This is a genomic window from Magnetococcales bacterium, assembly GCA_015231175.1.
GTDB lineage: Bacteria > Pseudomonadota > Magnetococcia > Magnetococcales > DC0425bin3 > HA3dbin3.
The window spans coordinates 1-25,131 of the sequence record JADGBZ010000052.1; the positions used below are offsets into that span (position 1 = coordinate 1).

A 25,131-nucleotide genomic window follows, 5' to 3' on the forward strand; every position below is an offset into this window, starting at 1 on the left:
GTTTTGCCAGGTTGGGCCATCCTGAGGCGGCCTGTCTTGCCGGCCTTCTCTATGCTGGCGGTCTCGGTACCCGGCACAATCTCTCCAAGGCGCAACTCTACCTCGCCCAGGCCAAACAAGGCGGCAATCAACAAGCCGGAATCCTGCTGCAACAACTGACGACCAGTCCGACTTCCCTGAACATTCCCGAGGAGTTGGCCCGCTTTGCCGCCACACTGCCGGACAACGTGCCGCCAGAACCCTCACCAGGCGACCGTGACAACAAAACAAATCACGCTGCATTCCTGGCCTTTCTGCAACAACCGGCCTTGCAGGAAATATGGGCCGGCAACGTCATCAAGAGGCTGACCAATCCGTATCAGTACCATATCTGGTGAGTTTTCGTCTCTTGAGCGATGGCCGGCTGATGACCAGTTTTTCAAATCACCGGCCCGGCGCTGCATGGCCGTGGGCGTAGGATCATGACAACAGGCGGTCGGAAAACAACGTCGCCAAACAGCATCAATGACGCAGCCAGGAGATCAAAACCAGAGCCTGAACAAGAGATATCAGAATCAACCCATAAGCCCCGCCGACATAGACCGCCTCCAGGATTCTGGAGCCCACGTCCCGTGTCTGCTGCCACTTTTTTTGCGATCCACCACCCGACATGGCCATGGCTCTCATGCCCTCCGACTGCCACCCTGTTCCCAGCCAAAACCCCGCCAGAATCCGTCGATCCTCGGACCTGCCACGAGCCTTTAAAGCAAATCCCAGACCAGTTTAACAGGTCTGTGACACCGAAAAACTCAGCCCCCCGAAGGCCGGTCGATCTCGGCAAAGACCTCTTGTTGACGGCTCTTCAGGTATTCGTTGATCACCGCCAAATCCCTATGGGTCAGATCATTGAACACAACGCGAACCAATCGATCCTGCTCCTGTTCCCGAACCTGGATGTGCAACAGATTGCCCCAGACCTCCAAATCCTGTGGACCAAGTTCCAGGGTATCTCCCTGCGAAAACCACTTCAGGGGCAAAGTGAAGCTGACCCATACGGAGTCGAAAAGGGCGCGCTCATCGACAGCCGCCGTCAGGGAAAGTGAAAACGACCCACCCCCCGCCGAGAGATTGAGCAGGCGTGCGGTGTATTCACGCCCGGCCAGGATGAAACGGGATGCGGCGGGCTCGGTCAGTTCCACACGATTGAAAACCCGATGGCCAAAATACCCCTCCGCCAAATTGATCTGGAACAAACGTGCCACACCCAGATGGGGATAGACATCCCGCACCTGCGCGACAAGACCAATCGGCAAATGGGGCAGGGAGAGAAAAGTGCGTCCCTCGACCTGCATGGCCCGCAACTGCCCAGGGGAGACGCGAACCAGGGCCTCGTTTTCGGAAAACCCCTCCACGCTCCCCTTGCCCGCAAGAGGAACGCCCTTGAATTGATTGTATAATACAATATCGTCACCGCGTTGACGACAAATCTCGAACTCCCTTGGCACATCCACGTAGCGCATCATGGCCGGGTCTTCGAAGGAGACCGAAAAGCGGCACAGGAGGGAACCGCTCTTCATGCAGATGTGTTCCTTCTGCACGATGGACTCATCAAAATATTCGGCGATTCCCTGCACAATCCCGCGCAACAGGGAACACAACTGGCGCGGCGAAAAGTAGACCACGGCGCACTCGCCATGCCGCAAACGCAGGCTGCGAATGTCCGGAGGCACAATATTGGGGTTCTGCGATCCCACGGCCCCATGGAGAATCCCTTGCAGATTTTCCAGGATGTCCATGGTGGTCCAATGCTCCTCGATAAGCCCCATGGAGATCCCCATCTCCACCAGGCCATTTCCCATGTGGCCACCCAGGCTTTCGAGCACCGTATCCAGATCGGTCTCCAGCAGGCGGGTCGCCACGCGAAACAAAGCCATGGCCTCCTGGTCTGGATAATCCACCTCCGGCAAGTACTCCTTCTCGCTGACCATGGCCAGGGATTGGGCACGCCCCCAGGCGCCCGCACCTATGCTGGTCTCCAGAAAATCCTCCATGGCCAAAAAGATGATCCCCAACATGACCGCTGTGATCCTCACACCCCTTTTTTGCCCGATTCGGCGGGTACTCTCGCCTGAATCATGTTATGCTGACCGCGCGTTGCCAAGGTCACCATTCAGCACCCTTGCAAGAAAAACATGGACATGAAAGCCTTTGTCAGAGCTTCGCCCCGAACCCCACCAGGACGCTGTCCTGGACCTGCCAGGAAGCCAGCTCCCTGGACCCCGATGCGTGGCCGGGTGGTGCATGGTTGCCAGCACCCTTCATCGCCCTTGCACCGAGCGGCAAGAATGGGACCAACTCCAGCATGACGCCAACCCCTCCCCCTTCTGACCAACCCGAACCCATGCAGGACGCCTCGGCCTGGGAGACCCCTCCTGGCCGGCAGACCTGGGACGACCCGTTGCTGCAATGCCTGGTTCTGTTGACCCGGCACTGGCAACGCCCGGCCTCCGAGGAGTCTCTGCGCAGCGGCCTCCCCCTGGCCGGCGACAAAATGACCCCGGAACTTTTGACCCGGGCCGCCATCCGGGCCGGCTTTGCTGCCCGGACTGTACGCAAACCCCTGGAACGCATCTCCCCCCTGACCTTGCCCGTCGTGTTGCTGCTCAAGGATCGGCAGGCCTGCATCCTGACCCGGCGCGATGATGTCACAAAAATGGCTACCGTCATCCAACCGGACAGCGGCGCAGGCACCGCAGACATACCCTTGGCCGAACTCAAGGAGCAGTATGCCGGTCACGCCATTTTCGTGCGCCCGGCATTTCAGTTCGACAGCCGCGCCGACGAAAAGATCGAGCCCCCTCCCAAAACCTGGTTTTGGGGCACGTTGCGTCGCTTTTGGCCCATCTACGGAGAGGTGATCCTCGCCTCGCTGCTGATCAACATTTTTACCCTGGCCAGCCCCCTGTTCGTCATGAATGTCTATGACCGGGTGGTGCCCAACAATGCCGTGGAGACATTGTGGGTATTGGCCATCGGAGTCTGCTCGATCTACCTGTTTGATTTTATCCTGCGCTCCCTGCGCGGCTATTTTTTGGACGTGGCCGGCAAAAAGGCGGACATGCTGATGGCCAGCATGATTTTTGAACACGTCATCGGCCTGCGCCTGGCTGCCCAACCTGGATCAGCCGGCGCCATGGCCAAACATCTGCATGAGTTTGAATCCCTCCGCGATTTCTTCACCTCAGCCACCCTGACAACCTTCATGGACCTGCCATTCCTGGTCATTTTCCTCTGGACGGTTGCCTTCCTGGGAAAATCGGCAGCCTGGTTTCCCCTCATGACCGTCCCGGTCGTCATCCTGGCAGGCTTTCTGTTGCAGTTCCCTTTGAACCGCATCGTCCAGAAAAGTTCCCGGGAGGCGGCACAAAAGCATGCCATCCTCGTCGAAACCATGAGTGGGCTGGAAACCATCCAAACCCTGGGCGCCACGGGCGTGATGCAACGCAAATGGGAACAGTGCGTGGCCATGACCGCCGATTCGGGTTTGCGTTCGCGCTTCCTCTCCTCCCTGGCCGTCAACTTTGCCGCCCTGGCAACCAACCTGGCGACCGTAGCCGTGATCGTCCATGGCACCTATCTGATTGCCGCCGGAGAGTTGACAACAGGCGCCCTGGTCGCCTGCTCCATCCTGACTGGCCGCGCCCTGGCCCCCCTCTCCCAGGTGGCTGGCATTCTGGTACGCCTGCAACAATCGTTGGTCTCCTTGAAAATTTTGAATCATATCATGATGCTGCCTATCGAACATCCTCCGGAACTCCGCTTTTTGCATCGTCCCCATCTCGCCGGAGGGGTGACATTCCAGGAGGTGACGTTCCAATATCCGGGCGTCCCCCTGCCGGTGTTGCTTCAGGTCTCGTTTCACATCCAACCTGGCGAGCGGGTCGGCATCATTGGCCGGGTTGGATCGGGCAAAAGCACGCTGTTCAAGTTGATTCTGGGCCTCCTGCAACCCCAGGAAGGGGCCATCCTGGCCGATGGCGCCGATATCCGGCAGATCGACCCCGCCGATCTGCGCCGCAATATAGGCTGCGTGCCCCAGGAACCGCTGCTCTTTTTTGGGACCGCCCGGGAAAACATAGTCCTGGGTCACCCCCTTGCCGACGATGCCGAAGTGTTGCGGGCGGCCATCCTCTCCGGGGCCGACACTTTTATCGGTAAACATCCCCGGGGGTTTGACCTTCCCATCGGCGAGGGGGGCAGAGGCCTCTCCGGCGGGCAGCGGCAATGCATCGCCATTGCCCGTGCCCTGGTGGCCAACCCCTCCCTGCTTCTCTTCGACGAACCCACCAGCGCCATGGACAGCGGCGCCGAGGAGAGATTCAAACATCACCTCTCCACCACTCTTCCAGGTAAAACCTTGCTTCTGGTGACCCACAAGGCCTCCCTGCTGAGCCTGGTCGATCGGCTGCTCCTGCTGGAAGAGGGCCGCATCCTGGCCGACGGACCCCGGGATACCGTTCTGCGGCAACTGGCCGAAGGCCACTTCCGGCAAAAGGGGGCTTGACATGGGTGATCCCTGGCAGGAGAGCGATTTTTATCCAGAAGCCGCTGCCGCCCGCCAACGGCGCCTGCACCCCTTCTCTCATCTCCTCCTGATCCTGATCACCCTTTTTTTCGCACTGGCCGTGATTTGGGCATGGCGCGCCAACCTTGACGAAGTCACCGTGGGCCATGGCCGTGTCATCCCTTCGGGTCAGGTCCAGGTGGTCCAAAACCTGGAAGGGGGTATCATCTCCGACATTCTCGTCAAGGAAGGAGAGGTGGTACAAAAAGGAGATATCCTCCTGCGCATCGATGATACCCAGTTCCGCTCCACGTTCCGGGAAAACCACATGCGTTATCTCTCCCTGGTCACCCGCACCGCCCGCCTCAACGCCGAGGCTGCTGGCCAGGAGACATTTACCCCTCCCGAAGAGGTCGAGCGCGAACAACCCAGCGTGGCCGCCAGCGAAAAAGAGCTTTTTTTGAGCCGCCGCCGATCATTGGAGTCGAACCTGCGCATTCTGCACAGCCAGGTCGAGCAAAAGGAACAGGAGATTGTCGAACTGACGGCATCGCAAAAACAAATAGAACGCCGCCTGGCCCTGTTGCGCAAGGAGTTGGCCATCACCGACCCCATGGTCAAACAGGGCGTCATGTCCCAAGTCGAATTGTTGCGCCTGCAACGCGAAGTCGCGGAACTGGAAGCCACTGCGGAAAACGCTGCACTGGCTCTGCCCCGGTTGCGGGCTGCCTTGGCGGAAATTCGCGCGAAAGCCGACGAACCCCGCCTGGAGTTTCGCAAACAAACCCTCAACGACCTGAACATCGCCAAAGGGGAGTTGAACGGCATCACGGAGTCCATGACCCCCATGAAAGATCGGGTCGTTCGCACAGCACTCCGCTCCCCTGTCAGGGGAACCGTGGTACAGATCAAGGTCAGCACCATCGGCCAGGTGGTTCGGTCTGGCGTGGACCTCATGGAGATCATGCCCCTGGAAGATTCCCTGCTCATTGAGGCCCGCATCCGGCCCGCCGATATCGGATTTCTTCATCCCGGCCAAAAAACCATGGTCAAATTCACCGCCTACGACTTTGCCATCTACGGCGGCCTGACCGGAGAACTGGTCTTCATCAGCGCCGACACCATCATCGATGAGAGTGGCGAACGTACCGAGCGTGGCGAACACTTCTATCGGATCCAGGTGCGCACCCACAAAAACCATCTCGGTTCCACCGAAAACCCCCTCCCCATCATTCCCGGCATGGTGGCCATCGTGGACATCATCACGGGCAAAAAGACCGTCCTGGATTATCTTCTCAAACCCATTCTGAAGGCCCGCCACAATGCCTTACGCGAGCGTTGAATTTGTAAAAAGCGTCAAAAAGGCCTGGGAGCGTGCACGGCTCCTGGTCGGGTTGGCCGGAGCCCTGGGAGGCGGTTGCGTGATGCAGCACCATGGCAAAACATCCCCCATGGCGGACCAACCCCAAATGGCCATGAACCAACCCGAACAAGTGATCGTCCGGGCCGAACCGGCTGCGACGGATCCCATCGTTTTGCGCTTGTCCACCGCAAAAGGCAAAGACCCAATCCTGCGCGCCACCGAAAATCTCCAACTGGATGCATCCGTGTCCCATCCAGCCCATCTCTACTGCTTCTACCAGGGCCACGCCCAGGCGCTTGTGCGCATCCATCCCAACCGTTTCCACACGGATTCCCATACCGACCCCGCAGACAAGGTCAGGTTACCCGACAAACATTTCAACATCCGCATGGAAAAACCCAACGTCACCGAAAAAGTCCTCTGCCTGGCCACGCATCGCGACGCCGCTCCTGCCCTCCCCTCCCGGATTTATGCCAGAGATCTGGCGCCCATTCCGGGGGTGTCTCTCCATGATGTATTGAATGAATTCAAAAAAATTGATAGCCTGCTGGCCTACGACGTGGTCACCGTCAAGACCATCCCCTGATTCCCGGCCCCGGATCGACCGAGCGAAAAGGGTTGTTTATCCTGGTCGCTCATGTCAGTATTTTTTCAAGAAAAGCGTGGACATGAAAGACATTGACAGGGCTTCGCCCCGAACCCCGCCAGGACGCTGTCCTGGACCTGCCAGGGAGCCAGCCCCCTGGAACCCGATGCGTCAGCTTTTTTTTCGTGGCCGTGTGCTGAGTGGTTGCCTGCAAGGTTCCTTTCCTTTGCCCGGTTTGTTCATTCTTGTTCTCGCCCTGCTGACCTGGGCAACCAGCCTTCATGCCAACGAAACCACCGATACGATCCAAAGGGCCAAGGAGGGAGATGCCACTGCGCAACGCCTCCTCGGCGTGATGTACGACGAAGGGCGTGGTCTGCCCCAGGACAACCTTGAGGCCTTCCGCTGGTACCATCTGGCAGCAGAACAAGGCGACGCCCTGGCGCAAAACAACCTTGGCTCCATGTACAACCTCGGCCAGGGCATCCCCCAGAATGACACCGAAGCCGTGAAATGGTTTCGCAGAGCAGCGGAACAAGGCAGTGCCGTGGCTCAAGTCAACCTTGGACGCATGTGTGCCAACGGCCAGGGCACCAACCTGGATTTCAAGGAAGCCTTCACCTGGTTCCGCCTCGCCGCCGAGCAAGGTGACCCAGCCGGTCAGGAGAGTCTCGCCCTGATGTATGCCAATGGCCACGGCGCCCTTCTGGATTTGAAAGAGGCGGCAGCATGGTATCGAAAATCGGCCATGCAGGGGTATGCCAACGCCCAATTCGGTCTGGGAAAAATGTATTTGAACGGCCTGGGCATGCCCCAGGACTATGTCCAGGCCCACATGTGGTTCAACCTGGCCGCCGCCAACGGCAGTGAAGGCGCCGCCAAAGCCCGCGACAAGACCGCCGTCGTCATGACTCCCGACCAGATTGCCGAAGCACAAAAAATGGCCCGCGAGTGCCCGTGCAGCAACAACACCGATCCGGCTGCGCCGCAAAAAAACGGTAACTATTCAGCACCCGGGAACGAATCGGGGTCCAGGGGGCTGGCTCCCTGGCAAGTCCAGGACGGAGACCTGGTGGGGTTCGGAGCGAAGCCCTGACAAAGGCTTTCATGTCCAAACCATGTGTCCAAGCCTTGTGGGGTTCGGGGCGAAGCCCCGACCAAGGCTTTCAAATCCATGCCTTCCTTGAAAAAGCCTTGAAAAAGCACCGAATCGTTACGGATTTCATGTATTCAATCAGGATCCAACCATGACCCTCGAAGAAGCGGAAAAGCTGATCTACGACAGTTTGCGGGAAGGCAAGGCGGATACGGCGCGGCACATCCTGGAGATGATTCTGAACGTCGCCGGAAACCAGGCCGAAGTCAAACAACTTCTGGTCCATGTCCAACCTTTGCTGGTACTCGATAACATTTTGACATCGCTCGAAAAAACCCGGGTTCGGGTCTCCAGATCCACCCAGATTGAGGCCCTGCGGCTCTATCGTGACATGCTTGCCGATGAAAAATACGCCGATCCTCGCAGAGTGGAGCGGTATGGGGAGTCGTTCTACTCCCAAAACGACGAGGATGGAATTATTGCAGAAATTTTCCGCCGCATCGGCACAACGAACTGCACATTTCTCGAATTCGGCATCGACAACGGCCTGGAGTGCAACACCCTGTTGCTGACCTACAAGGGGTGGCGCGGCGTCTGGATGGATGGCAACGAACAAAACATCGACTTCGTCAGACAAAAGTTCAAGCCCCTGATCGACAGCGGCGCCTTGCGTGTGCAACGCCAATGGATCACCGCTGAAACAATCAACGATGTCATCACCTCGCTCGACCTGCCTCGCGAGATCGATTTGTTGAACATCGATATTGACGGCAACGATTACCATGTTTTCAAGAGCATCGATACCCTTCAACCCAGAGTTGTGATCATCGAGTATAATGGAAAGCTCCCCCCTCCCATCCTTGCCGTGCAGCATTACCGGGCCGAGGCCCGATGGGACGGCAGCGACTATACGGGCTGCTCCCTGGCTTCATTGACCGGGCTGGCTACCCGGAAGGGGTACCAGTTGGTGGGGTGCAACATAACGGGCAGCAACGCATTTTTCGTCAGGCAGGATTTGTGCGGCGACCGTTTCTACACCCCGGCCACAGCGGAAGCCCTTTTCAACCCGGCCCGTTATGGCTTGTATTACGGGGGGGCCTTTCAGAGTGGACACACCGCAAGCTACGGCGAGTGGGATTTCATCTGACGCAACCATTCCGCACTCAGCCACGCATCGGGGTCCAGGGAGCTGGCTCCCTGGCAGGTCCAGGACAGAGTCCTGGTGGGGTTCGGGGCAAAGCCCTGACAAAGGCTTTCATATCCAAGCTTTTCTTGAAAGGGTGCTGAATAGTTGCCATGCTACAAGCCCAAGACTTCCTTGGCCAAGGGTATGGTCAGCGGTCGTTTTTGCAGCAGGGAAGCATGATCCAGGGCAGCGATCGCCTGCATGAAATCAGGCACCCGGCGCGGCAGACGGTTGACCAGAAACCTGACCAGATCCTGACCGATCCTGACTTGGCGTTCCAGGGCCATTTGGGCCAGGATGGCCGCTAAATCTTCTTCATCCGGAGGTTGCAACAGCAACACCGGTCCCCACATCAACCGCGAACGCAAATCTTCACGCACGTCAGCCAGGTTGCCGGGTTGCTCACGACCGGCAAACAACAGGCGCACCCCGGCTGCCCGCATGCCGTTGTAGAGGTAGAGAACGGCCTCCTGCAAAGAGGCCGAAGTGTTCAGGCGGTCCATGGCATCCACCGCCACCAGGCGGCACCCCTCGAAGCGGGACAAAAAACCCGCCAGCATGGCCTCGCTCACCTCCTCCGAACCTTGCTGTTCCACCTCCTCTTTCCGGTCGCTTCTCCCCCCTTCCAAATGGTGATCCAGACCCGCAAGATCCAGGTAAAGTGCCGCATGCGGGCCATATTGGTCCCTGACTTGCCGAACGGTGGCCTGGAGCAGATGGGTCTTGCCGGTTCCGGCCTCGCCACACAGGGTCAGGCCCGCGAATGGGGGAACGTGGGATATCTCTCCCGCTTCGCCAAAACTGCGCACCGCCTCGACCGCCATACGATTCCCCCTGCCAACGACCAGATTGGCAAACGTCAAAACCGGATCCAAAGGCAGATCCAGAAGCAACTGTTGTGGCTGATCGTCGTGGAGATTCATGGCAACAACTCCGGATTTTCCACATGAACCAACTTGCGGGTCCAGGCCAACACATAAACCAGGCCGGAAATGCTCGTGGTCGCGGTCGTCAACCAGACAAACGGCTCCACAAGCCAAGCCAACACCCCATAAACCCCGGAGAACAACACCAAAAGAACCATCAGAATCTGTACCACGGTGTTGACCTTGCTGATCCAAAGGGGCTGCATGCGCAGGGTTCCGGTCATCAACTGAAAGACCACCGCGCCGACCAGAATGATCACGTCCCGGGTCACGACAGTCAGCGTCAGCATGAGCGGCATCTGACCCAGATAGGTGAGGGTGATAAAAGCGGATACCAACAGCAATTTGTCCGCCAAGGGATCCAGGTACCCTCCCAATTCGGTGACCATGTCAAACCGTTTCGCGATCAACCCATCCACGGCATCCGTGGCCCCGGCCATGGCAAACAACCAGGCTGCAACTTTCCCATGCCCGTTCAGCACCAACCAGACAAAGACAGGCACCGCGAAAATGCGCAGGAAAGACAACGCATTCGGCAGATTCATGGCATGTGGACCGTCAGCTCGTTCCGGGTTCGTTCCGGGCGACTGCCCATACCCGTCAGTGATTCCAAAAGCTTATCATCCTGGCCCTGAAAATCCAGAATCAGCAGAACATCACGGGCCGTCATCGCCGCTGTCCGCATGGCCGCCACCCCGGGAACTTTTGCCAATTTCTTGACAAACTCCGCATATCCGGCCAGTTGCCGGTCATGGATGACACGCAATGGCACTGCGTGGTTCAACTCCGGCTTCACGGCATGGCCCTGCCCCCAGTTATCCAGGATCATTTCGACAAACTTTGTCGCCAGGGGTCCATCCAGGCAGTTCTGCAACCCGTGGCCATCGGCGGGGCCACACCCCTTGCGGGCTCGTAGGCGAATACGGCGCAACTCGCCCGTGATATCGCTCTCCACCAAGGTCGCGATCGCCGAGGGTAGAGAACCGGACGCTGCTTCCTGCGGACTCTCCATGCCATACCATGCGGTCCAGATCCGCTGTGTCCCATACCGGCTCTCGGCCCAGCTCCACAAGGCCGGATCCCTCTCGGTGACCCGCTTCAGGGCCAGATTGGTGATATCCTCGATATCCCCCATGGGTTCCAACACCGTGACGCCGTAACGCGCCGCCGCAGCCTGCACAGCTTTGGCAAAGGATTGTCCCGGATCGGCAAGCCGCTCCTCCCCGGAGCCCTCGACCTGGGCCATCAGGAACAGTGTCGGGGGATAAGTGTTTTCATTGTAGGTAAACCCGACCGCATCAAACACCTTGCGCACGGCGTCCCGGGAAAAGGTCACATCCAGAACCATATGCAACCGGGTGTTGACCCCTTCCACCACCCGTTTTTCCGCCTGGACGACCACCCGTTCGATCAAGGTGTCCAATCCGGTCTTGAGTTCCCGCAACCTGTCGGCGTGGCGCGACCGATCTTCGCTGGTCAGCATGCGCGCCTGGAGGGAGTGCCAAGCCTGCTCTTTGGCCATGGCCATGCCCGTCGCCTGGGGATCCCGGCCCTTTTCATCCGTCGGGGGGAGAACCACCTCCACCCCCTTGACCAGATAAACGCTCTCCGCCAGAGCCAATGCCGGCCATGACACACACAAAAACCAGACGATCGATATCCATCCGGCCCGTCGAAAAAATTGGATCATGTTTCATACCATCCTGAAACTTACGTCGGAGATAACGAAGGACGTTTCGGAAAGCCATGGCGATATAGTAACCTCCACGGAGACCATGTAAAAGGCAGAAAGGAACTTGTCGACCATGAGCAAGCCCAGCATCCCCCCCCCCCCCCCCCCCCCCCCCTGCACCGCGTCCCGGCTTGACCTATCGTGACGCCGGGGTCGATATCGACGCCGGCAACCGTCTGGTCGATATGATCCGTGGGGCAGTGGGAACGACGCGACGCGCCGAGGTTTGTTCCGATCTCGGCGGTTATGGCGCCCTGTTCCGCCCACAATGGGGCCGATTTCAGGATCCTCTGCTGGTCTCCACCACCGACGGCGTCGGCACCAAATTGAAGCTGGCGTTTCTCATGGAACGTCACGATACGGTGGGCATCGATTTGGTGGCCATGTCGGTCAACGATCTGGTCGTACAAGGTGCGGAACCCCTGTTTTTTCTGGACTACTTCGCCACCGGTCGTTTGGACCCGGCCCTCGCCGCCACCGTGATCGGCGGCATCGCGGAGGGGTGCCGCCAGGCCGGATGCGCACTGGTGGGCGGTGAAACCGCCGAGATGCCCGATTTTTATGCCCCGGGAGAGTATGACCTGGCCGGCTTTGCCGTGGGTATCGTCGATCGGCAACGACTCATCAATGGACAACGTATCGTGCCGGGAGATGTCGTCGTCGGCCTGGCCTCATCCGGGCCACACGCCAACGGCTACTCCCTGATTCGCCGGATCATCCTGCCGCCCCATGGCCCCGGCCTGGATGCCCCCTTTGCCGGTGGAACCCTGGGTGAGACCCTGCTCACCCCGACCCGAATATATATTCGCTCACTCCTGGAACTTTGTGGACAGATCGAGGTCAGAGGTCTTGTCCATGTCACCGGCGGGGGGTTCTGGGACAACATTCCCCGCATTCTTCCCGCAACCGTCCAAGTCGAGATTTCTTTGCAAAATTGGCCCATGCCTCCCGTTTTTCGTCTTCTTCAGGATCTGGGACAGGTCTCCCGGGATGAGATGCTCCGCACCTTCAATTGCGGCATCGGCATGATCGCCGTTTTGGCTCCAGAGGATGTCGACCTGGCCCTCGCCCACCTGCAACGGTCTGGCGAGCAGGCCTGGGTCATTGGCCGGGTTACAGCGCGCGGCGATGGGCCCGATCAGGTCTGCATCCATGGCTGACCCCTCCTTTCGTTATGGCGTTCTCATATCCGGGGGCGGCTCCAATCTCCAGGCCCTCATCGATCGTAGCGCCGATGGCTATATCCCGGGTCGGATTGCTGTTGTCATCAGCAACGAGCCCAGGGCTTTGGGCGTGCAGCGCGCCGTCAGTGCGGGCATCGCCACCCGGGTCATCGATCATCGGGAGTTCCCTGACAGGGCCGCTTTTGAAAAGGCCATGGCCGACACCCTGGATGCCGCTCAGGTCGAATTGGTTTGCCTTGCCGGGTTCATGCGGGTGCTGACACCCTGGTTTGTGCGCCGCTATCAGGGTCGTCTGCTCAACATCCACCCTGCCCTGCTCCCGGCTTTTCCGGGTCTGCATGTGCAGGAAAAAGCCCTGACCTCCGGTGTGCGTTTCTCCGGAGCCACGGTCCATTTTGTCACGGAAGAGATAGATACCGGACCGATCGTCGCCCAGGCCGTGGTGCCCATTCTTCCCGGCGATGATGTTCCCACCCTCGCAAGCCGCATTCTTCGTCAGGAACATCGCCTATACCCTCTGGCTGTGCGCCTCTTCGCTCAAAAACGCCTGCTTTTGCACGGACGCCAGGTTGTCGTTGCCGACCATGCCGTCGATCCCGACGCAGCCCTGATCAACCCCCCCCTCGAACCCATCGCTTGACCTACCCCACCACCTGGATTCCACCCTATGGCAAGTATCGATGAAAAATTTTTGACGGCCAAACAATCCGCTGACCTGCTCGGGGTAACCTTGCCCACCATCCACGACTGGGTCAAAAGGGGAACCCTGCGCGCCTGGCGAACTCAAGGGGGACACAGACGCATCGCACAAAGTTCGATCGATGCCATCCTGCGGCAGCGTGAGCGCGAGCTCCAAGGGTTGCAAAAGGAAACCACCCTGGAGTTGCTCGTGGTGGAGGATGACCCGATCATGGTCACCTTCTACCAATCCATGCTCGGTTCCTGGAACTTCCCGATTTCACTCGTTGCGTGTTCCAATGGTTTTGAGGCGCTCATCTCCATCGGGCAAAAAAAGCCGGACGCCATCATTGCCGACCTGGCCATGCCGCATATGAATGGCTTTGAGATGATCCGCACCCTGCGGGAACGCAAGGATTTGCATGGGGTACTCATCATCGTCGTCACAGCCCTGGGCAACGACGACATCGCCCACCACGGTGGTCTGCTGGATAAAATCCTGGTCTTCAAAAAACCCCCACCCCTGCAACAATTGGAAGCGCTGTTGCGTGCCAAAGCCGACTCTTTACAAGTTGCCACCCCCTCAAACACTCCGTAATGCCGGGGCAACAGTTCCGGAGTTTTATTTGCAAGGGGTTCTTCCGCTGCAAACTCCAGAAAACCGCCAAGGTTAACATGTTTCGCGATGAGAACCAGCGTGTCACCAAAACAGGGTCCGTCAACAACGAAAACTGGCTGCACGATCCTCCTGGTGGACGACATGCGGGAAAACCACCTTTTGATGAAAGCCATCCTGCAAAAAACGCCCCACACCTTGTTCACGTCCAACAGCGGTCGACAGGCCCTCGACATCTTCCTCTCCACACATGTTGACCTGATCTTCATGGACATCATCATGCCGGATCTGGACGGGTACCGTTCAGCCTACATGATGCGTGGCATCGAAAACTCGGAGGGACGCCGCCGCACACCCATCGTTGCCCTGACCAGTGGGGATATCCCGAGAATCCAGGAAAAATCGCTCGCCGCCGGATATGATCTCGTCATCGCCAAACCGATAAAAAAAGAGCTGATATTCCACCTGATCGACCATTTCCACACCAATGGCGCCCCACCCAGTGGCGCCCCACATGAACATCCGGATTCAGCGGCACATGATCCGACCTTTGCAACACTCCAGCACCCTGTTCCGGAAAAGGAACCTCTGCCGGAACTCCCTTTGCGGGAGAGGATTTTTTGCAGCGCACATATTCCAGACCCGGGACATGCCATCGACCGGCATAAGCTTGCCACTCTCCAACGAGACCTTCGGGAACATGTCAAACCGCTCTTGGAGTCCTATGTAACATCCCTGCCGGTGAGCCTGCAAACGATTACCCGGGCGTGGCACCGGGCAGATTTCAAATCTCTTGCCCTCGTGGTCCATAACCTCAAAGGCTCAGCCTCCCTCATCGGGGCTGATCGATTGTTGAACCTCGCCGCCGACATGGAAAAAGTCGTCCACCTGGCCATCAAAAACTCTTCCGGAAATTCTGCCGAAAACGTGGATCTCCTGGAATTGTTGCTGCACGAAGGGGAGCGGGTGTTGCAAGAGATCCGGGAGTTCCTGTCCAAACCGACAAATCCCGTGGTCGCCTCGCGTTCAAAATAACCCGGTGTTGCATTCACCATAAAGTTGCGCTAGCTTTAGATTTCCCGTCACTATTCAGCACCCGGCATCGCAGACGTTTTCCCTTTCTTCCAAGCTCGAAAAAGGAACCTGAAGGCATGTCACTCGATTTGGCGCTCGCGCGCAAGAACATGGTGCAATCCCAGGTGGTCCCCCATATGGTGACCGATCCTGCTCTGCTTGCCGTCCTGCACACCCTCCCCAGGGAGCGGTTTCTGGATGCACCCTACCAACCGTTTGCCTATTCGGATTATCCGATCCCCCTCGGACCATCCGGGCGCATCTCCCTGCTTCCCATCCAGTTTGCCAAAATGATTCAGGCTCTGGCCTGCAACAAGGGAGAAAAGGTGTTGGTGGTCGGCGCGGGCACCGGCTACGAAGCCTCCCTTCTGGCAGGGATGGGCCTGCAAGTATTTGCTCTCGAATCCGATCCCGATCTGGCAGCTCAGGGGCAGAAAGCCACGACGGGGACATCCATCACCTGGAAAATCCGGGATCTCAAGGAGGGGTGTCCCGAGGATGCCCCCTTCGATGGCATCCTCTTCTGTGGGGCGGTTTCGGAAATCCCGGCCCCCTGCCGCCGACAGTTGGCGCACAGCGGCAACCTGGTGGCCATCGTTGGCCGCGCCCACAACCCGGTCATGCCCGTTAAGCGAATCTCTGGCAGCGGGGGTCCGGAAGAGACCCTCTTTGAAACCGTCGCCTCGCCTTTGCCAGGATTGGACCTTCCCGAACCGTTTGAGATTTGAGCCCGGGTGCGGTCGACGACCACCACGCAAGCCTTGATCAGGGCTTCGCCCCGAACCCCACCAGGACGCTGTCCTGGACCTGCCAGGGAGCCAGCCCCCTTGACCCCGATGCGTGGCCGGGCGCTTCATAGCTGCCATCGTTCTTCGGTAGCGCTGGCCGGGCACCTCTATTTTTTGGTCGCCGGGGCACTCGGTACGGTGGGGGACGTCCCGACGGGCTCCTTGGCCCCTGCGGTGGGGGGCGTCCCGACGGGTGCGGTGGATGCTGCGGGTACGGCGGGGGGTGTCCCGACGGGTGCGGTGGATGCGGCAGGTACGGCGGGGGGCGTCCCGACAGGCTCTTTGACCCCTGCGGTGGGGGGCGTCCCGACGGGTGCGGTGAGGGGCATCCCGACGGGCTCCTTGACCCCTTCGGCCTCTTCCATTTGCAGGGAGTTTTTCAGATCCTGCACGCACTGGGTCATATATTTTGCGTTTTCCGCAACCGGCACGGCATTCTCCTTGGCCAACTCCTGGCAGGCCTTGACCAACTCATCATCCGTTGGAAGATCCAGACTGGTGGCCGCAACCGCCGGCGCGACGCCCAGAAGGAGCGCCATCCCCAGGATAACAAGTACCCTGAAACAAATGGCCACGGTCATGACTCGCAGGGGCGCGTCCATGCTGATACCCTCGGGTTCAATGCGGTTTCTGGGGCGCGGTGGTCTGGGAAGTCGCATCCACCGGCGCTGCTGTTTTGGATCGGGTCGTCTCCGAGGCTGCCTTGTCTGGCGCAACCCCGACCTTTCCGGATCCAGAGGAGCTTGGTATCACCTTGATGGGCACGGTCACCACCGTGTCTCGCCCAGTCGCGCCAGAGACCACCCGGGCAGGCGCAACGACCGCCGCTCCTGGCCCCGATGCTCCAGGAACAGCTTTGCCAGGTGAGCCACCCGGCAATGCCAGACCGGGAACCTTGTCGTGCGTGATGATGCCCACCGGCTTGGCTCCGGACAAATCATCGTCCATATAAGGCGCACCGGCCTGCTCGGACGGATCAGCCTTTAAATCCTGCATGCATCGGGCCATGTAGGCGTTCAACTCAACCTTCGCAATATGATCATCTTCGGCAAATTTTTCGCAGGACATCCGTATGTCCATGTCGGACTCCGCATTGCCGGAAACCGGGGGAGATGACGGCGGCGCGGCGGGAGGTTGGGCCCAAGCTGTCCCCGTCGCCAGAGCCCCGAAAAACAACGTCGCCAAAATTTTTGCACGCATGCAGAAAGCTCCATGGGGAGAAACAATCTCTACCGGACAGACCCGGGATCCCGGAACAATAAATAGAGCCTGCAATCCTGTCAAGACAGCAGAAGCAACTCTTCCCGTTGCAAGGCCAGGATTCGATCCCGGTAGATGGCGGCTTGTTCAAACTCCATACTGGCGGAGGCTTCGCGCATGCGCGTTTCCAACCGTTTAATTTCCTTGGTTACTTCTGCGGGTGACAGGGTTCGTCGCACTTCGCTGGAGAGGGTTGCGGCACGCCCGGCGGGCGAGGCATCGGCATGGAATCCACTGCCGGGAATATCCGCCACCTCCCGGCGCACCGAAACCGGGGTGATGTCATGTTCCCGGTTGTAGCTCTCCTGGCGGGTACGGCGGCGGTTGGTCTCGGCCAGGGCACGATCGAGAGACCCTGTCATGCGATCGGCATAGAGGATCACCCGACCATCCACATTCCGGGCAGCGCGGCCAATGGTTTGAATCAGCGAGGTCTCGGAACGTAAAAAGCCCTCCTTGTCGGCATCGAGGATGGCGACCAAACCCACTTCCGGAATGTCCAACCCTTCCCGCAGCAAGTTGATCCCCACCAGAACGTGAAACTCTCCCAACCGCAACTGCCGAATCAGTTCAAGTCGTTCCAGAGTTTCGACATCGGAATGGAGGTAGCGCACGGCGACACCCATCTCCTTCAGATAGTCGGTAAGATCCTCGGCCATGCGTTTGGTCAGGGTGGTCACCAGGGTACGATATCCCTGCTCCTGGGTGACCCGGATCTCATGCAGCAGGTCATCCACCTGGTTTTCCACTGGCCTTATCAGGCAGGGGGGATCAACCAGGCCGGTGGGACGAATGATCTGTTCCACCACCTGGTTGCCACTGCGCTCCAATTCAAAAGCGGCAGGTGTGGCCGACAGATAGAAGGTTTGGGGACGCATGGCATCCCACTCTTCGAAAGTCAGTGGGCGGTTGTCCAAAGCCGATGGCAATCGAAAGCCGTGTTCGACCAGAGTCTCCTTGCGTGAGCGGTCTCCCCGGTACATGCCCCGCACCTGGGGTACGGTGACGTGACTCTCGTCAACGATCAACAGACCGTCCGCCGGCAGGTATTCCATCAGGGTGGGGGGTGGTTCGCCGGGGCGCCGTCCACTCAAAAAGCGGCTGTAGTTTTCAATGCCGCTGCAATATCCCACCTCCTGAAGCATCTCCAGATCGTAGCGGGTGCGGCTCTCCAGGCGCTGTGCTTCAAGAAGGCGGTTTTCCTTTTGGAACCACGCCAATCTTTCAGCCAACTCGGTTTTGATCCCCTCCATGGCCCGGAGGATGGTCTGCCGTCCGGTCACATAGTGGCTCGCCGGAAAAAGAGTCAAAAACGGCACATCCCGCAGCAACTGACCGGTCAGGGAGTCCACCTCCCGCATGCGGTCAATCTCGTCGCCAAACATTTCGATCCGCACGGCCACACTCTCTTCATGGGCCGGGAACACCTCGATGGTATCGCCACGCACCCGAAAAGTGCCACGCTGAAAATCCAGGTCGTTGCGCTGATACTGGATCTCCACCAGCTTGCGAATCAGATGCCGCTGCTCCCAGGCTTGACCGACGTTGAGGCTCAGGGCCATTTCCAGATAATCCTCTGGAGATCCCAGCCCATAAATGCAGGAAACCGAGGCCACGATGATGACATCCCGACGCGAAAGCAGGGCACGCGTCGCCGCATGCCGCAGGCGATCGATCTGTTCGTTGATGGCCGAATCCTTTTCGATGAAGGTATCTGTTTTTGGAACATAGGCTTCGGGCTGATAGTAGTCGTAATAGGAGACAAAATATTCCACGGCATTATGCGGAAAAAACCCTTTCATCTCGCCATAAAGCTGACCGGCCAGGGTCTTGTTGTGGGCCAGGAGCAGGGTAGGACGCTGAAGGTGCTGAATGACATGGGCCATGGTGAAGGTTTTGCCGGAACCCGTGACCCCCAGCAGGGTCATGTCGCGCCGACCCGCCCGCACACCAGCAACCAGCTCCCGGATGGCATGCGGCTGGTCACCCCGGGGTTCAAAATCACAAACCAACCGAAAAGGAGCATGGGTGACATCCCGCATGGTGAGACTCCGCAACCAGGGTATCGGCTATGCCCGCCGCAGCCCCCATTTTGCAGGACTTGCATAGGGGAGTGTAAACATTTTATAATGGTTCGTTTGTCCAAAATCTGCTGACAACCTTCCAAACGGAGTGACCCGCATGTCCGTATTGTCGTTGCGCGTGCAAAAGGTGAAACCATCCCCGACTCTGGCGGTCACGGCCAAAGCAAAAGAGTTGAAGGATCAAGGACGGGATGTGATCGGTCTGGGTTCCGGAGAACCTGATTTTGACACCCCGGACCACGTCAAGGAAGCGGCCATCGAGGCCATTCGCAAAGGCTTCACCAAGTATACCCCGGTCGCGGGCATTCCGGAACTGCGCAAAGCCATCATCCAAAAATTCAAACGGGACAACGGCCTGGAGTTCCGGCCCAACCAGGTGGTGGTCACCGTGGGGGGGAAGCAGGCCTTTTTCAATCTGGCGCAAGCCATGTTGAACCCAGGCGATCAGGTCATTATTCCGGCCCCTTACTGGGTCTCCTATCCGGACATGGTTCTCCTGGCCGACGGCGAGCCGGTGATCGTGGACACCACCGAAGAGGATGGTTTCAAGATGCGTCCGGCGGCATTGGACGCTGCCATCACGCCCCGCACCCGGCTGGTGGTGATCAACTCCCCTTCCAACCCCACCGGCGCGGCCTATACCCGGGATGAGCTGGCGGCGTTGGGAGAGGTGCTGTTGCGGCACCCCCATGTCTGGGTTGTCTCCGACGATATCTATGAAAAGATCATCTTCGGCGACTTTGTTTTTTCCACCATCGCCCAGGTGGTTCCCGGCCTGCAAAACCGGACCATCACCATGAACGGTGTCTCGAAGACCTACTCCATGACCGGCTGGCGCATCGGTTATGCCGCCGGACCCGTGGAGGTGATCCAGGCCATGGAGACCATTCAATCCCAGAGCACCTCCAATGCGACCTCCATCTCCCAGAAAGCCGCTTTGGCGGCCATCGAAGGGGATCAAAACTGCCTGCTCCCCATGGTGGAGGCCTTTCGGCAACGACGGGACTTTGTCGTCCAGCGTTTCAATGCCATTCCGGGGATGCACTGCCGCACGCCAGAGGGCTCCTTCTATGCTTATCCTTGTTTCTCCGGGCTCATTGGCCGACGCACCGAAACCGGCAAGGTGATCACCGACAGCAACGTGTTGTCGGAGTATCTGCTTGAAGGATTCGACGTAGCCGTGGTGGCCGGAGCCTCTTTCGGCAAGGATCCCTTTTTCCGGATCTCTTATGCCACCTCCATGGCCAATCTGGAAAAGGCCATGGCCCGCATCCAGAAAGCCGCCGAACGTTTGCAGGCCACCTGAAACAAGGCCATAATTATCCGGCGCCCGGCAACAAAAAAAACAACGATGCAACACCCCGGCATATCCAGGATCAGGTCGGCTGTGTCCGACCTGATCCTGCCGGGTCCATGGTGCTGACTTTGGCAAACAGGCAGCTGCGGGCAAAAGCCTCCCAAAACGGTCGGATGTTTTTCCCGGACAGGCAATCCTGCACGGTGGTTTTGCTGATCATCTGCACCTTGGACGAGCTGCGGTACATTTCCTTGACACTGACGATGGTATCAAAACGGGTCATGATGATGACGTTTTGCTGGATGTTACGTTCGTGCATCCGTTTGATGAGCTCCGTCCCAACCATACCAGGCAGATCAAAATCGGTTATGACCAGGTGATATTGTCTCTGGCTATATTTCAGCCACCCGGTGTTGCCATCGGCAGCCTCATCGATTCGAGCAAACTTCAGGGGAGTCATGATTTGCTCCACCACCTGGCGGCGGAAGGCAACATCGTCGTCCACATGGAGCAGCGTCATACCACTGGTTGTTTTGCTCAGAGTGTTCAGAAGCGCTGGATCCGGAAGAACGTTCGAACAGGTCAAGTGGATCGGTCTTCTCAACGATTGGCTCCTGGGCAAGAAAAGGATGTCCGCAAACCTGAAATTATGACAACTTTTCAGCGGACCTGGCATGGGTCGGATGATGAAGCATGGCGCGCCGACTCAGGACACTCCACGGGCAATGGAGCCAGCCCCCTGGACCCCGGTTCGTTGTCGGGTGTTGAACCACGACCTTCGGTCAAAAAAAGTTCAGGGCTCTCTTCCCCGGATGAATAGCCCCCAAAATAGCGGCCTGCGTAGCATTGGTCGCACCGGGGTGGGAAGAGGGCAATCCCCGCAAGGTGCGCACGGCAAACCAGGCAAAGGCCTGGGCCTCCAGGGCGTCTGGATCCACCCCCAGGTCACGGCTCGTCTGGATGGTGGTCACTGGCAGCAGATCGGCCAGATGCCGGACCAATTCGGGGTTGTGGGCGCCGCCACCACACAAGATCATGTTGTGCGGGGCCGGCGGTAACGTCGCGCAGGCAGCCCGGGCCACGGAAGCTGCCGTAAACCGGGTCAGGGTGGCAAATTGGTCCGGCACGGAGAGATGGGGAAATCGTTGTAAAAATTGGTCAAGAAAGGCAGGTCCAAACATCTCCTGACCAGTGGATTTGGGGAGAGGACGTTCCAGGTAGGGATGGCTCATGAGCCAAGCCAGAGCCTGCGCGTCGACCTGGCCGCTGGCAGCCCGACGCCCGTCCCGATCACACACCTCACGTCCGCCGGAAACCCTTGCGGCAAGATGGTCCAAAAGGGTGTTGGCTGGTCCGGTATCCCCCGCCAGCAGGGGTTTCTCCGGCGCAGCGTGCAAAGCGGTCAGATTGGCTATCCCTCCCAGATTGACGACGGCAACATGCCGACCAGGCTGATGGAACAGGCCTTGATGAAACAGAGGCGCCAGAGGGGCGCCCTCCCCTCCCCGGGCCATATCGGCAGGCCGAAAATCGGCAACGGTGGTGATGCCGGTGGCGGCGCTGATACGAAAAGGGTTGCCGATCTGGAGCGAAAAGAGCGGTGGACGATGCCGCACGGTTTGACCATGGCTCCCAATGACGGCGACCTGATCCGGCGTCACTCCCGCCACGACACACACCTCCAGGGCCGCCTGGGCAAACAAGTCACCCAGATCCCGATCAAGCTCACCCAGACGGTCGATCTCACCTGGACCAGGCTGTTGCAAGGCCAACACCCTTTGGCGAACTTCCGCTGGATAGGGATGGCTCTGGAAAGCCAGCAACCGGGGAGGCGATTCACCATCGGTTTGGATTAAAGCGGCGTCGATACCATCGGCGGAAGTTCCAGACATCAAGCCAATCGCCAGCCATGGAAGCTGCATGTCACACCTCGTCACCGAAAACGTCCTGCCATGAACGCGCATCGATCACCCGGTCAATCCACGCATCCAGGGTTTCGAGGTTGGCGGCAAGAACCTTTGCCTCAACCCAGGCAGGCAAGTCGGGAAAACGACTATCCAATGAACCTTTCATCAGCAACCTCCTCAAGCCAACGATGATCCGTTCAAACGCAACGGAGATCCTGAACAACCCGGCATGCTCGACTGTTTCGAACGCTTTTTTCCGCTCCTCCTGACGACTGGCAAAGCATTTCAAGGGGGCAGTGCCAGCAGGTTTTCGTCGTTGTCGACAGAGTCATCTCCAGATGACCTCGACACCGCTGGCCAACAACAGTACACCGAGGCTCTGCATAAGCCGTTGCTGGGAGAGGCCACACCCCTGTCGGCCACCGAACGGAATGGCGAGCAACCCCCCCAGAGTGATGGCCAAGAGCACTTCAGGAAGCATGATGCCCAGAGTGTCCGGTGGCAAAACCTCCTGGTGCCACCCGGCATTCACCAGACCCGTACTCCCGGCCAGGGTAAGAAAAAAACCTGTCACAGCTGTCGTTGCCACCGCCTGGTGTACGGCCACGCCGGTTACAAAGATCAACGTCGGCACGAGCAGAATGGTCCCCCCAATGCCAAACATGCCACCAAAAAATCCGATCCCCACCCCAAACAACCAACACAGCCACCCATCATCCTTCTGCATGCCACCCTGCCCGGTCGATGGCTCCGATGGTTCCAATCCTGCCTCGTTCTGATCGGGATCTCCATTTTCTTCGCTGTTTCCGACGGGGAGTTCCTGCAACATGCGCAGACCCATGGCCATCATGAGGAACGCCAACCCCGCCTCGATAAAGGTGCCCGGCAAAAAGGGCGCAAAAGACTCCCCAACGAGCAGACCCAGCAGGATGCCCGGGAAAAAATGGCGTACCAGATCCCAACGCACGAGGTCACGGCGATGGTAATAACCGGCCACAGCCAAGTCGATGATCACGGAGGTGGCGATCACATGGCCGACAGCGGTCTGCCAGGCCAAAAACGGGGCCAAACCATCCAGGTGGAAAAGCAGCAACAGGGCAGGTACCATGACCATGCCGCCACCCACACCGGAGAAGCCGGCAAAATACCCACCCAGCAGACCCACGACAACACTGCCAGGGACGAGAATGGACATAAGGTTGTTACTTCCCGCAGAATCGGAGTTGGTGAACCGTCTTCCTGACCGCCAGGCAAGACCACTTTAAACCGAATCATGGCAAAAAACAAAACCCCGCACACCACGCTGATCCCTGCGGCAGCCCGGGTGGCCCGCATGCTGCGCCGGGCCGGCCTGGCCCCTTATCCGGGTCTGATCGATCCCAAAGGGGGCAAGGGGGGCGCGTTCCGCATCAAGGTGACCAGCGATCCAGGGCGGATCCGCATTCGGGTGGCCGCAGGAGGCGTCCAGGAACTTTACCTGTATGGTTCGGTTTCCCTCGACAAAGTGGTCAGCATTCTGGTGGCCGAATTGGGTTCACAAGCCCTGGAGCAGGTGGGGGGAGGGTCCGCCCTCCCCGCACGGGTGTCGGGCAGGCAAGACAAGAGCCCGTAATTTTCAGCACCCACCAAAAAACGATTGAAAAACTGGGATGGAGGTCCAGGAGGAAGGGCTGCGCCCCAATGGCGCTTAGATAGCCGAGAAACATCATTTTTTCAACGCTAATCGTGCTTCACTCCTGGGTATTGTCAGTGGAGGGTATAGCTTTGGTCGCCTCTTAACCTCTCGTGGCTCCATCCGTCCTGGCCGATGACCTATTCGATGGTATGCGATGGCCTGCAACAGTTCGTCCACAAGCCGACTTTTCATGTCCCTCAAGGCTCGAACAATTTTTTCTCCAAAGGCGTTCAGGAGTTGGATTGCCCCTTTAAAGCTGATCGCATTCGGGGTAATCCCGCACCGATCAGCCGCCTGAGCCATGGTCGTGCGGATCAGGTTATAGGCCAATATGTGAACGCCTATCTCCTTTCTGACCATGTCTGGGCTTTTACCTCTCAAAATATCCATCTTCATGATTTGTTTTATGAATTTAAGATCTATTTCGACAGACCACCGCGCCTTGTACAACTCTGCCAGCTCTTTCCTGGTTACCTGATGAGGGTCAAGGAAGGTGGAAACCAAAACCCGACCTCCAACCTTGGTTTCCCGAATCGTTAACGTGGGGAGAATGGTTTCGTAGACGTTTTGATCCATCCAGTCAGGTCGTTCCGGTTTTTGCCATTCAACGACGTGATCCCGTTTGCCCAGCCACCGCCCTTTGCGAAAATCCACTTTGCGGCTTACATGGCTCTGGGTAACCATATCTACACCCGTAGCTGCGAGCGCAGCTATCAGAAAATATGAGCAATAATAACGATCTGCAAGCAACACATCACCTGTTTTCAAACATCCAAAAATCTGCCGAAGCAGTGCGTGTTCGCCGGTCCCCTTCCCTTTGTTGGGGCCTACAGCCACATCCAGTACTCCTCCCGTCGCCAAGGATATCAAGGCAACCAGTCTGGCCAGAGGAAACCCAATGCCTGGCTTTTGGCTGGCAGATTGGGGAAAATCTTTCTGGTTCTCAGGAGTATCAGGCATGGAAACCATTGAACCATCGGCTATAACAACCGTCCTCCCTTTCCACTGCCAATGGGCGGGCGTTTGGTCGTGCAGTTCAGTACCGGTTTTTCGTAACAGCTGTTCAATCAGTTCCTTGGGAAGCCTTTGGCGGGCCAGGCAGTACCCGCCTGTCCCTGGGGAACAAGGCGGTTTTC

Annotated in this window: 26 protein-coding genes; 13 read left to right on the forward strand and 13 right to left on the reverse strand. The window is 58.4% G+C overall.

The genetic code is table 11. The features are described from left to right. Positions 1–377, forward strand: a 377-nt coding sequence (locus HQL63_11080; GenBank protein ID MBF0177371.1) for a sel1 repeat family protein, incomplete at its 5' end; no start/stop codon positions are given. Positions 378–501: 124 nt separating this feature from the next. Here the strand turns inward: HQL63_11080 and HQL63_11085 are convergent. Both HQL63_11085 and HQL63_11090 read right to left on the reverse strand, forming a co-directional pair. After that, positions 502–666 (reverse strand): hypothetical protein, encoded by a 165-nt coding sequence (locus tag HQL63_11085; protein MBF0177372.1) that lies wholly within the window; start codon positions 664–666, stop codon positions 502–504. A gap of 122 nt (positions 667–788) precedes the next feature. Continuing rightward, positions 789–2,054, reverse strand: a complete 1,266-nt coding sequence (locus tag HQL63_11090; protein ID MBF0177373.1) for a heme NO-binding domain-containing protein — start codon at positions 2,052–2,054, stop codon at positions 789–791. 326 nt (positions 2,055–2,380) lie between these two features. Between HQL63_11090 and HQL63_11095 the strand changes: the two genes are divergently transcribed. From HQL63_11095 to HQL63_11115, 5 genes are all read left to right on the forward strand, one after another. Continuing rightward, on the forward strand, positions 2,381–4,543 hold the full coding sequence (locus HQL63_11095) for a type I secretion system permease/ATPase (GenBank protein ID MBF0177374.1): 2,163 nt from the start codon (positions 2,381–2,383) through the stop codon (positions 4,541–4,543). A 1-nt stretch (position 4,544) separates the two neighbouring features. Then, positions 4,545–5,885, forward strand: coding sequence for an HlyD family type I secretion periplasmic adaptor subunit (locus HQL63_11100; GenBank protein ID MBF0177375.1), 1,341 nt, complete (start codon positions 4,545–4,547; stop codon positions 5,883–5,885). Positions 5,886–5,964: 79 nt separating this feature from the next. Beyond that, positions 5,965–6,492, forward strand: a complete 528-nt coding sequence (locus HQL63_11105; protein ID MBF0177376.1) for a DUF4384 domain-containing protein — start codon at positions 5,965–5,967, stop codon at positions 6,490–6,492. A 226-nt stretch (positions 6,493–6,718) separates the two neighbouring features. Continuing rightward, a complete protein-coding gene (locus HQL63_11110; GenBank protein ID MBF0177377.1) occupies positions 6,719–7,588 on the forward strand; it encodes a sel1 repeat family protein in 870 nt (289 codons plus the stop codon). Between the two features lie 151 nt (positions 7,589–7,739). Next, positions 7,740–8,735, forward strand: a complete 996-nt coding sequence (locus HQL63_11115; protein ID MBF0177378.1) for an FkbM family methyltransferase — start codon at positions 7,740–7,742, stop codon at positions 8,733–8,735. 152 nt (positions 8,736–8,887) lie between these two features. Here the strand turns inward: HQL63_11115 and HQL63_11120 are convergent, their stop codons facing one another. From HQL63_11120 to HQL63_11130, 3 genes are read right to left on the reverse strand one after another with little or no spacing between them, the layout of a single operon-like run. Beyond that, positions 8,888–9,697, reverse strand: coding sequence for a hypothetical protein (locus tag HQL63_11120; protein MBF0177379.1), 810 nt, complete (start codon positions 9,695–9,697; stop codon positions 8,888–8,890). Further along, positions 9,694–10,245 (reverse strand): CDP-alcohol phosphatidyltransferase family protein, encoded by a 552-nt coding sequence (locus HQL63_11125; GenBank protein MBF0177380.1) that lies wholly within the window; start codon positions 10,243–10,245, stop codon positions 9,694–9,696. The genes HQL63_11120 and HQL63_11125 overlap by 4 nt, the downstream gene beginning before the upstream one ends. Then, positions 10,242–11,390: a DUF2066 domain-containing protein gene (locus tag HQL63_11130; GenBank protein MBF0177381.1), complete on the reverse strand. Its 1,149-nt coding sequence runs from the start codon at positions 11,388–11,390 to the stop codon at positions 10,242–10,244. Before HQL63_11130 ends, HQL63_11125 begins: the two co-directional genes overlap by 4 nt. A 173-nt stretch (positions 11,391–11,563) precedes the next feature. Between HQL63_11130 and HQL63_11135 the strand changes: the two genes are divergently transcribed. The 5 genes from HQL63_11135 (at position 11,564) to HQL63_11155 (ending at position 15,712) form a co-directional block, all read left to right on the forward strand. Then, positions 11,564–12,592 carry a phosphoribosylformylglycinamidine cyclo-ligase gene (locus tag HQL63_11135; protein ID MBF0177382.1) on the forward strand — a complete coding sequence of 343 codons (1,029 nt, stop codon included), beginning with the start codon at positions 11,564–11,566 and terminating at the stop codon, positions 12,590–12,592. After that, the gene (locus HQL63_11140; protein ID MBF0177383.1) at positions 12,585–13,256 is read left to right on the forward strand and encodes a phosphoribosylglycinamide formyltransferase; all 672 of its coding nucleotides are present in this window, start codon (positions 12,585–12,587) and stop codon (positions 13,254–13,256) included. The genes HQL63_11135 and HQL63_11140 overlap by 8 nt, the downstream gene beginning before the upstream one ends. A gap of 27 nt (positions 13,257–13,283) precedes the next feature. Next, positions 13,284–13,892, forward strand: coding sequence for a response regulator (locus HQL63_11145; GenBank protein ID MBF0177384.1), 609 nt, complete (start codon positions 13,284–13,286; stop codon positions 13,890–13,892). 162 nt (positions 13,893–14,054) lie between these two features. Further along, complete coding sequence (locus HQL63_11150) at positions 14,055–14,945, forward strand: response regulator (protein ID MBF0177385.1); 891 nt, start codon at positions 14,055–14,057, stop codon at positions 14,943–14,945. 116 nt (positions 14,946–15,061) lie between these two features. Continuing rightward, positions 15,062–15,712, forward strand: a complete 651-nt coding sequence (locus tag HQL63_11155) for a protein-L-isoaspartate O-methyltransferase (GenBank protein MBF0177386.1) — start codon at positions 15,062–15,064, stop codon at positions 15,710–15,712. Between the two features lie 167 nt (positions 15,713–15,879). On the opposite strand, the gene HQL63_11160 is transcribed toward HQL63_11155, so the two are convergent. The 3 genes from HQL63_11160 to uvrB form a co-directional block, all read right to left on the reverse strand. Beyond that, positions 15,880–16,374, reverse strand: coding sequence for a hypothetical protein (locus HQL63_11160; protein ID MBF0177387.1), 495 nt, complete (start codon positions 16,372–16,374; stop codon positions 15,880–15,882). Positions 16,375–16,390: 16 nt separating this feature from the next. After that, complete coding sequence (locus HQL63_11165; GenBank protein MBF0177388.1) at positions 16,391–16,972, reverse strand: hypothetical protein; 582 nt, start codon at positions 16,970–16,972, stop codon at positions 16,391–16,393. 80 nt (positions 16,973–17,052) lie between these two features. Then, a complete protein-coding gene (uvrB, locus tag HQL63_11170) occupies positions 17,053–19,074 on the reverse strand; it encodes an excinuclease ABC subunit UvrB (protein MBF0177389.1) in 2,022 nt (673 codons plus the stop codon). A gap of 139 nt (positions 19,075–19,213) precedes the next feature. On the opposite strand from uvrB, the gene HQL63_11175 reads away from it, so the two are divergent. Then, positions 19,214–20,422 carry a pyridoxal phosphate-dependent aminotransferase gene (locus HQL63_11175; protein ID MBF0177390.1) on the forward strand — a complete coding sequence of 403 codons (1,209 nt, stop codon included), beginning with the start codon at positions 19,214–19,216 and terminating at the stop codon, positions 20,420–20,422. A gap of 70 nt (positions 20,423–20,492) precedes the next feature. Here HQL63_11175 and HQL63_11180 read toward each other — a convergent pair whose 3' ends face one another. The 4 genes from HQL63_11180 to HQL63_11195 all read right to left on the reverse strand — a co-directional run bounded on the left by HQL63_11180 (position 20,493) and on the right by HQL63_11195 (position 23,515). Continuing rightward, positions 20,493–20,999: a response regulator gene (locus HQL63_11180; protein ID MBF0177391.1), complete on the reverse strand. Its 507-nt coding sequence runs from the start codon at positions 20,997–20,999 to the stop codon at positions 20,493–20,495. A 196-nt stretch (positions 21,000–21,195) separates the two neighbouring features. Continuing rightward, entirely contained in the window at positions 21,196–22,335 is a 1,140-nt protein-coding gene (locus HQL63_11185) for an anhydro-N-acetylmuramic acid kinase (GenBank protein MBF0177392.1), read from the reverse strand. 1 nt (position 22,336) lies between these two features. Beyond that, on the reverse strand, positions 22,337–22,486 hold the full coding sequence (locus HQL63_11190) for a hypothetical protein (protein MBF0177393.1): 150 nt from the start codon (positions 22,484–22,486) through the stop codon (positions 22,337–22,339). 162 nt (positions 22,487–22,648) lie between these two features. Next, positions 22,649–23,515 (reverse strand): sulfite exporter TauE/SafE family protein, encoded by an 867-nt coding sequence (locus HQL63_11195; GenBank protein MBF0177394.1) that lies wholly within the window; start codon positions 23,513–23,515, stop codon positions 22,649–22,651. Between the two features lie 78 nt (positions 23,516–23,593). Between HQL63_11195 and HQL63_11200 the strand changes: the two genes are divergently transcribed. Continuing rightward, positions 23,594–23,932 carry a hypothetical protein gene (locus HQL63_11200; GenBank protein ID MBF0177395.1) on the forward strand — a complete coding sequence of 113 codons (339 nt, stop codon included), beginning with the start codon at positions 23,594–23,596 and terminating at the stop codon, positions 23,930–23,932. A 93-nt stretch (positions 23,933–24,025) separates the two neighbouring features. Here the strand turns inward: HQL63_11200 and HQL63_11205 are convergent. After that, positions 24,026–25,131 (reverse strand): IS4 family transposase (locus tag HQL63_11205; protein ID MBF0177396.1); only part of this gene is annotated, 1,106 nt, incomplete at its 5' end.

Coding starts and splice junctions, on each gene's coding strand:
- HQL63_11085 (MBF0177372.1), bottom strand. CDS start 666: ATGAGAGCCATGGCCATGTCGGGTGGTGGATCGCAAAAAAAGTGGCAG.
- HQL63_11090 (MBF0177373.1), bottom strand. CDS start 2,054: ATGTTGGGGATCATCTTTTTGGCCATGGAGGATTTTCTGGAGACCAGC.
- HQL63_11095 (MBF0177374.1), top strand. CDS start 2,381: ATGCAGGACGCCTCGGCCTGGGAGACCCCTCCTGGCCGGCAGACCTGG.
- HQL63_11100 (MBF0177375.1), top strand. CDS start 4,545: ATGGGTGATCCCTGGCAGGAGAGCGATTTTTATCCAGAAGCCGCTGCC.
- HQL63_11115 (MBF0177378.1), top strand. CDS start 7,740: ATGACCCTCGAAGAAGCGGAAAAGCTGATCTACGACAGTTTGCGGGAA.
- HQL63_11120 (MBF0177379.1), bottom strand. CDS start 9,697: ATGAATCTCCACGACGATCAGCCACAACAGTTGCTTCTGGATCTGCCT.
- HQL63_11125 (MBF0177380.1), bottom strand. CDS start 10,245: ATGAATCTGCCGAATGCGTTGTCTTTCCTGCGCATTTTCGCGGTGCCT.
- HQL63_11130 (MBF0177381.1), bottom strand. CDS start 11,390: ATGATCCAATTTTTTCGACGGGCCGGATGGATATCGATCGTCTGGTTT.
- HQL63_11140 (MBF0177383.1), top strand. CDS start 12,585: ATGGCTGACCCCTCCTTTCGTTATGGCGTTCTCATATCCGGGGGCGGC.
- HQL63_11145 (MBF0177384.1), top strand. CDS start 13,284: ATGGCAAGTATCGATGAAAAATTTTTGACGGCCAAACAATCCGCTGAC.
- HQL63_11150 (MBF0177385.1), top strand. CDS start 14,055: ATGCGGGAAAACCACCTTTTGATGAAAGCCATCCTGCAAAAAACGCCC.
- HQL63_11155 (MBF0177386.1), top strand. CDS start 15,062: ATGTCACTCGATTTGGCGCTCGCGCGCAAGAACATGGTGCAATCCCAG.
- HQL63_11160 (MBF0177387.1), bottom strand. CDS start 16,374: ATGGACGCGCCCCTGCGAGTCATGACCGTGGCCATTTGTTTCAGGGTA.
- HQL63_11165 (MBF0177388.1), bottom strand. CDS start 16,972: ATGCGTGCAAAAATTTTGGCGACGTTGTTTTTCGGGGCTCTGGCGACG.
- uvrB (MBF0177389.1), bottom strand. CDS start 19,074: ATGCGGGATGTCACCCATGCTCCTTTTCGGTTGGTTTGTGATTTTGAA.
- HQL63_11175 (MBF0177390.1), top strand. CDS start 19,214: ATGTCCGTATTGTCGTTGCGCGTGCAAAAGGTGAAACCATCCCCGACT.
- HQL63_11185 (MBF0177392.1), bottom strand. CDS start 22,335: ATGCAGCTTCCATGGCTGGCGATTGGCTTGATGTCTGGAACTTCCGCC.
- HQL63_11190 (MBF0177393.1), bottom strand. CDS start 22,486: ATGAAAGGTTCATTGGATAGTCGTTTTCCCGACTTGCCTGCCTGGGTT.
- HQL63_11195 (MBF0177394.1), bottom strand. CDS start 23,515: ATGTCCATTCTCGTCCCTGGCAGTGTTGTCGTGGGTCTGCTGGGTGGG.
- HQL63_11200 (MBF0177395.1), top strand. CDS start 23,594: ATGGCAAAAAACAAAACCCCGCACACCACGCTGATCCCTGCGGCAGCC.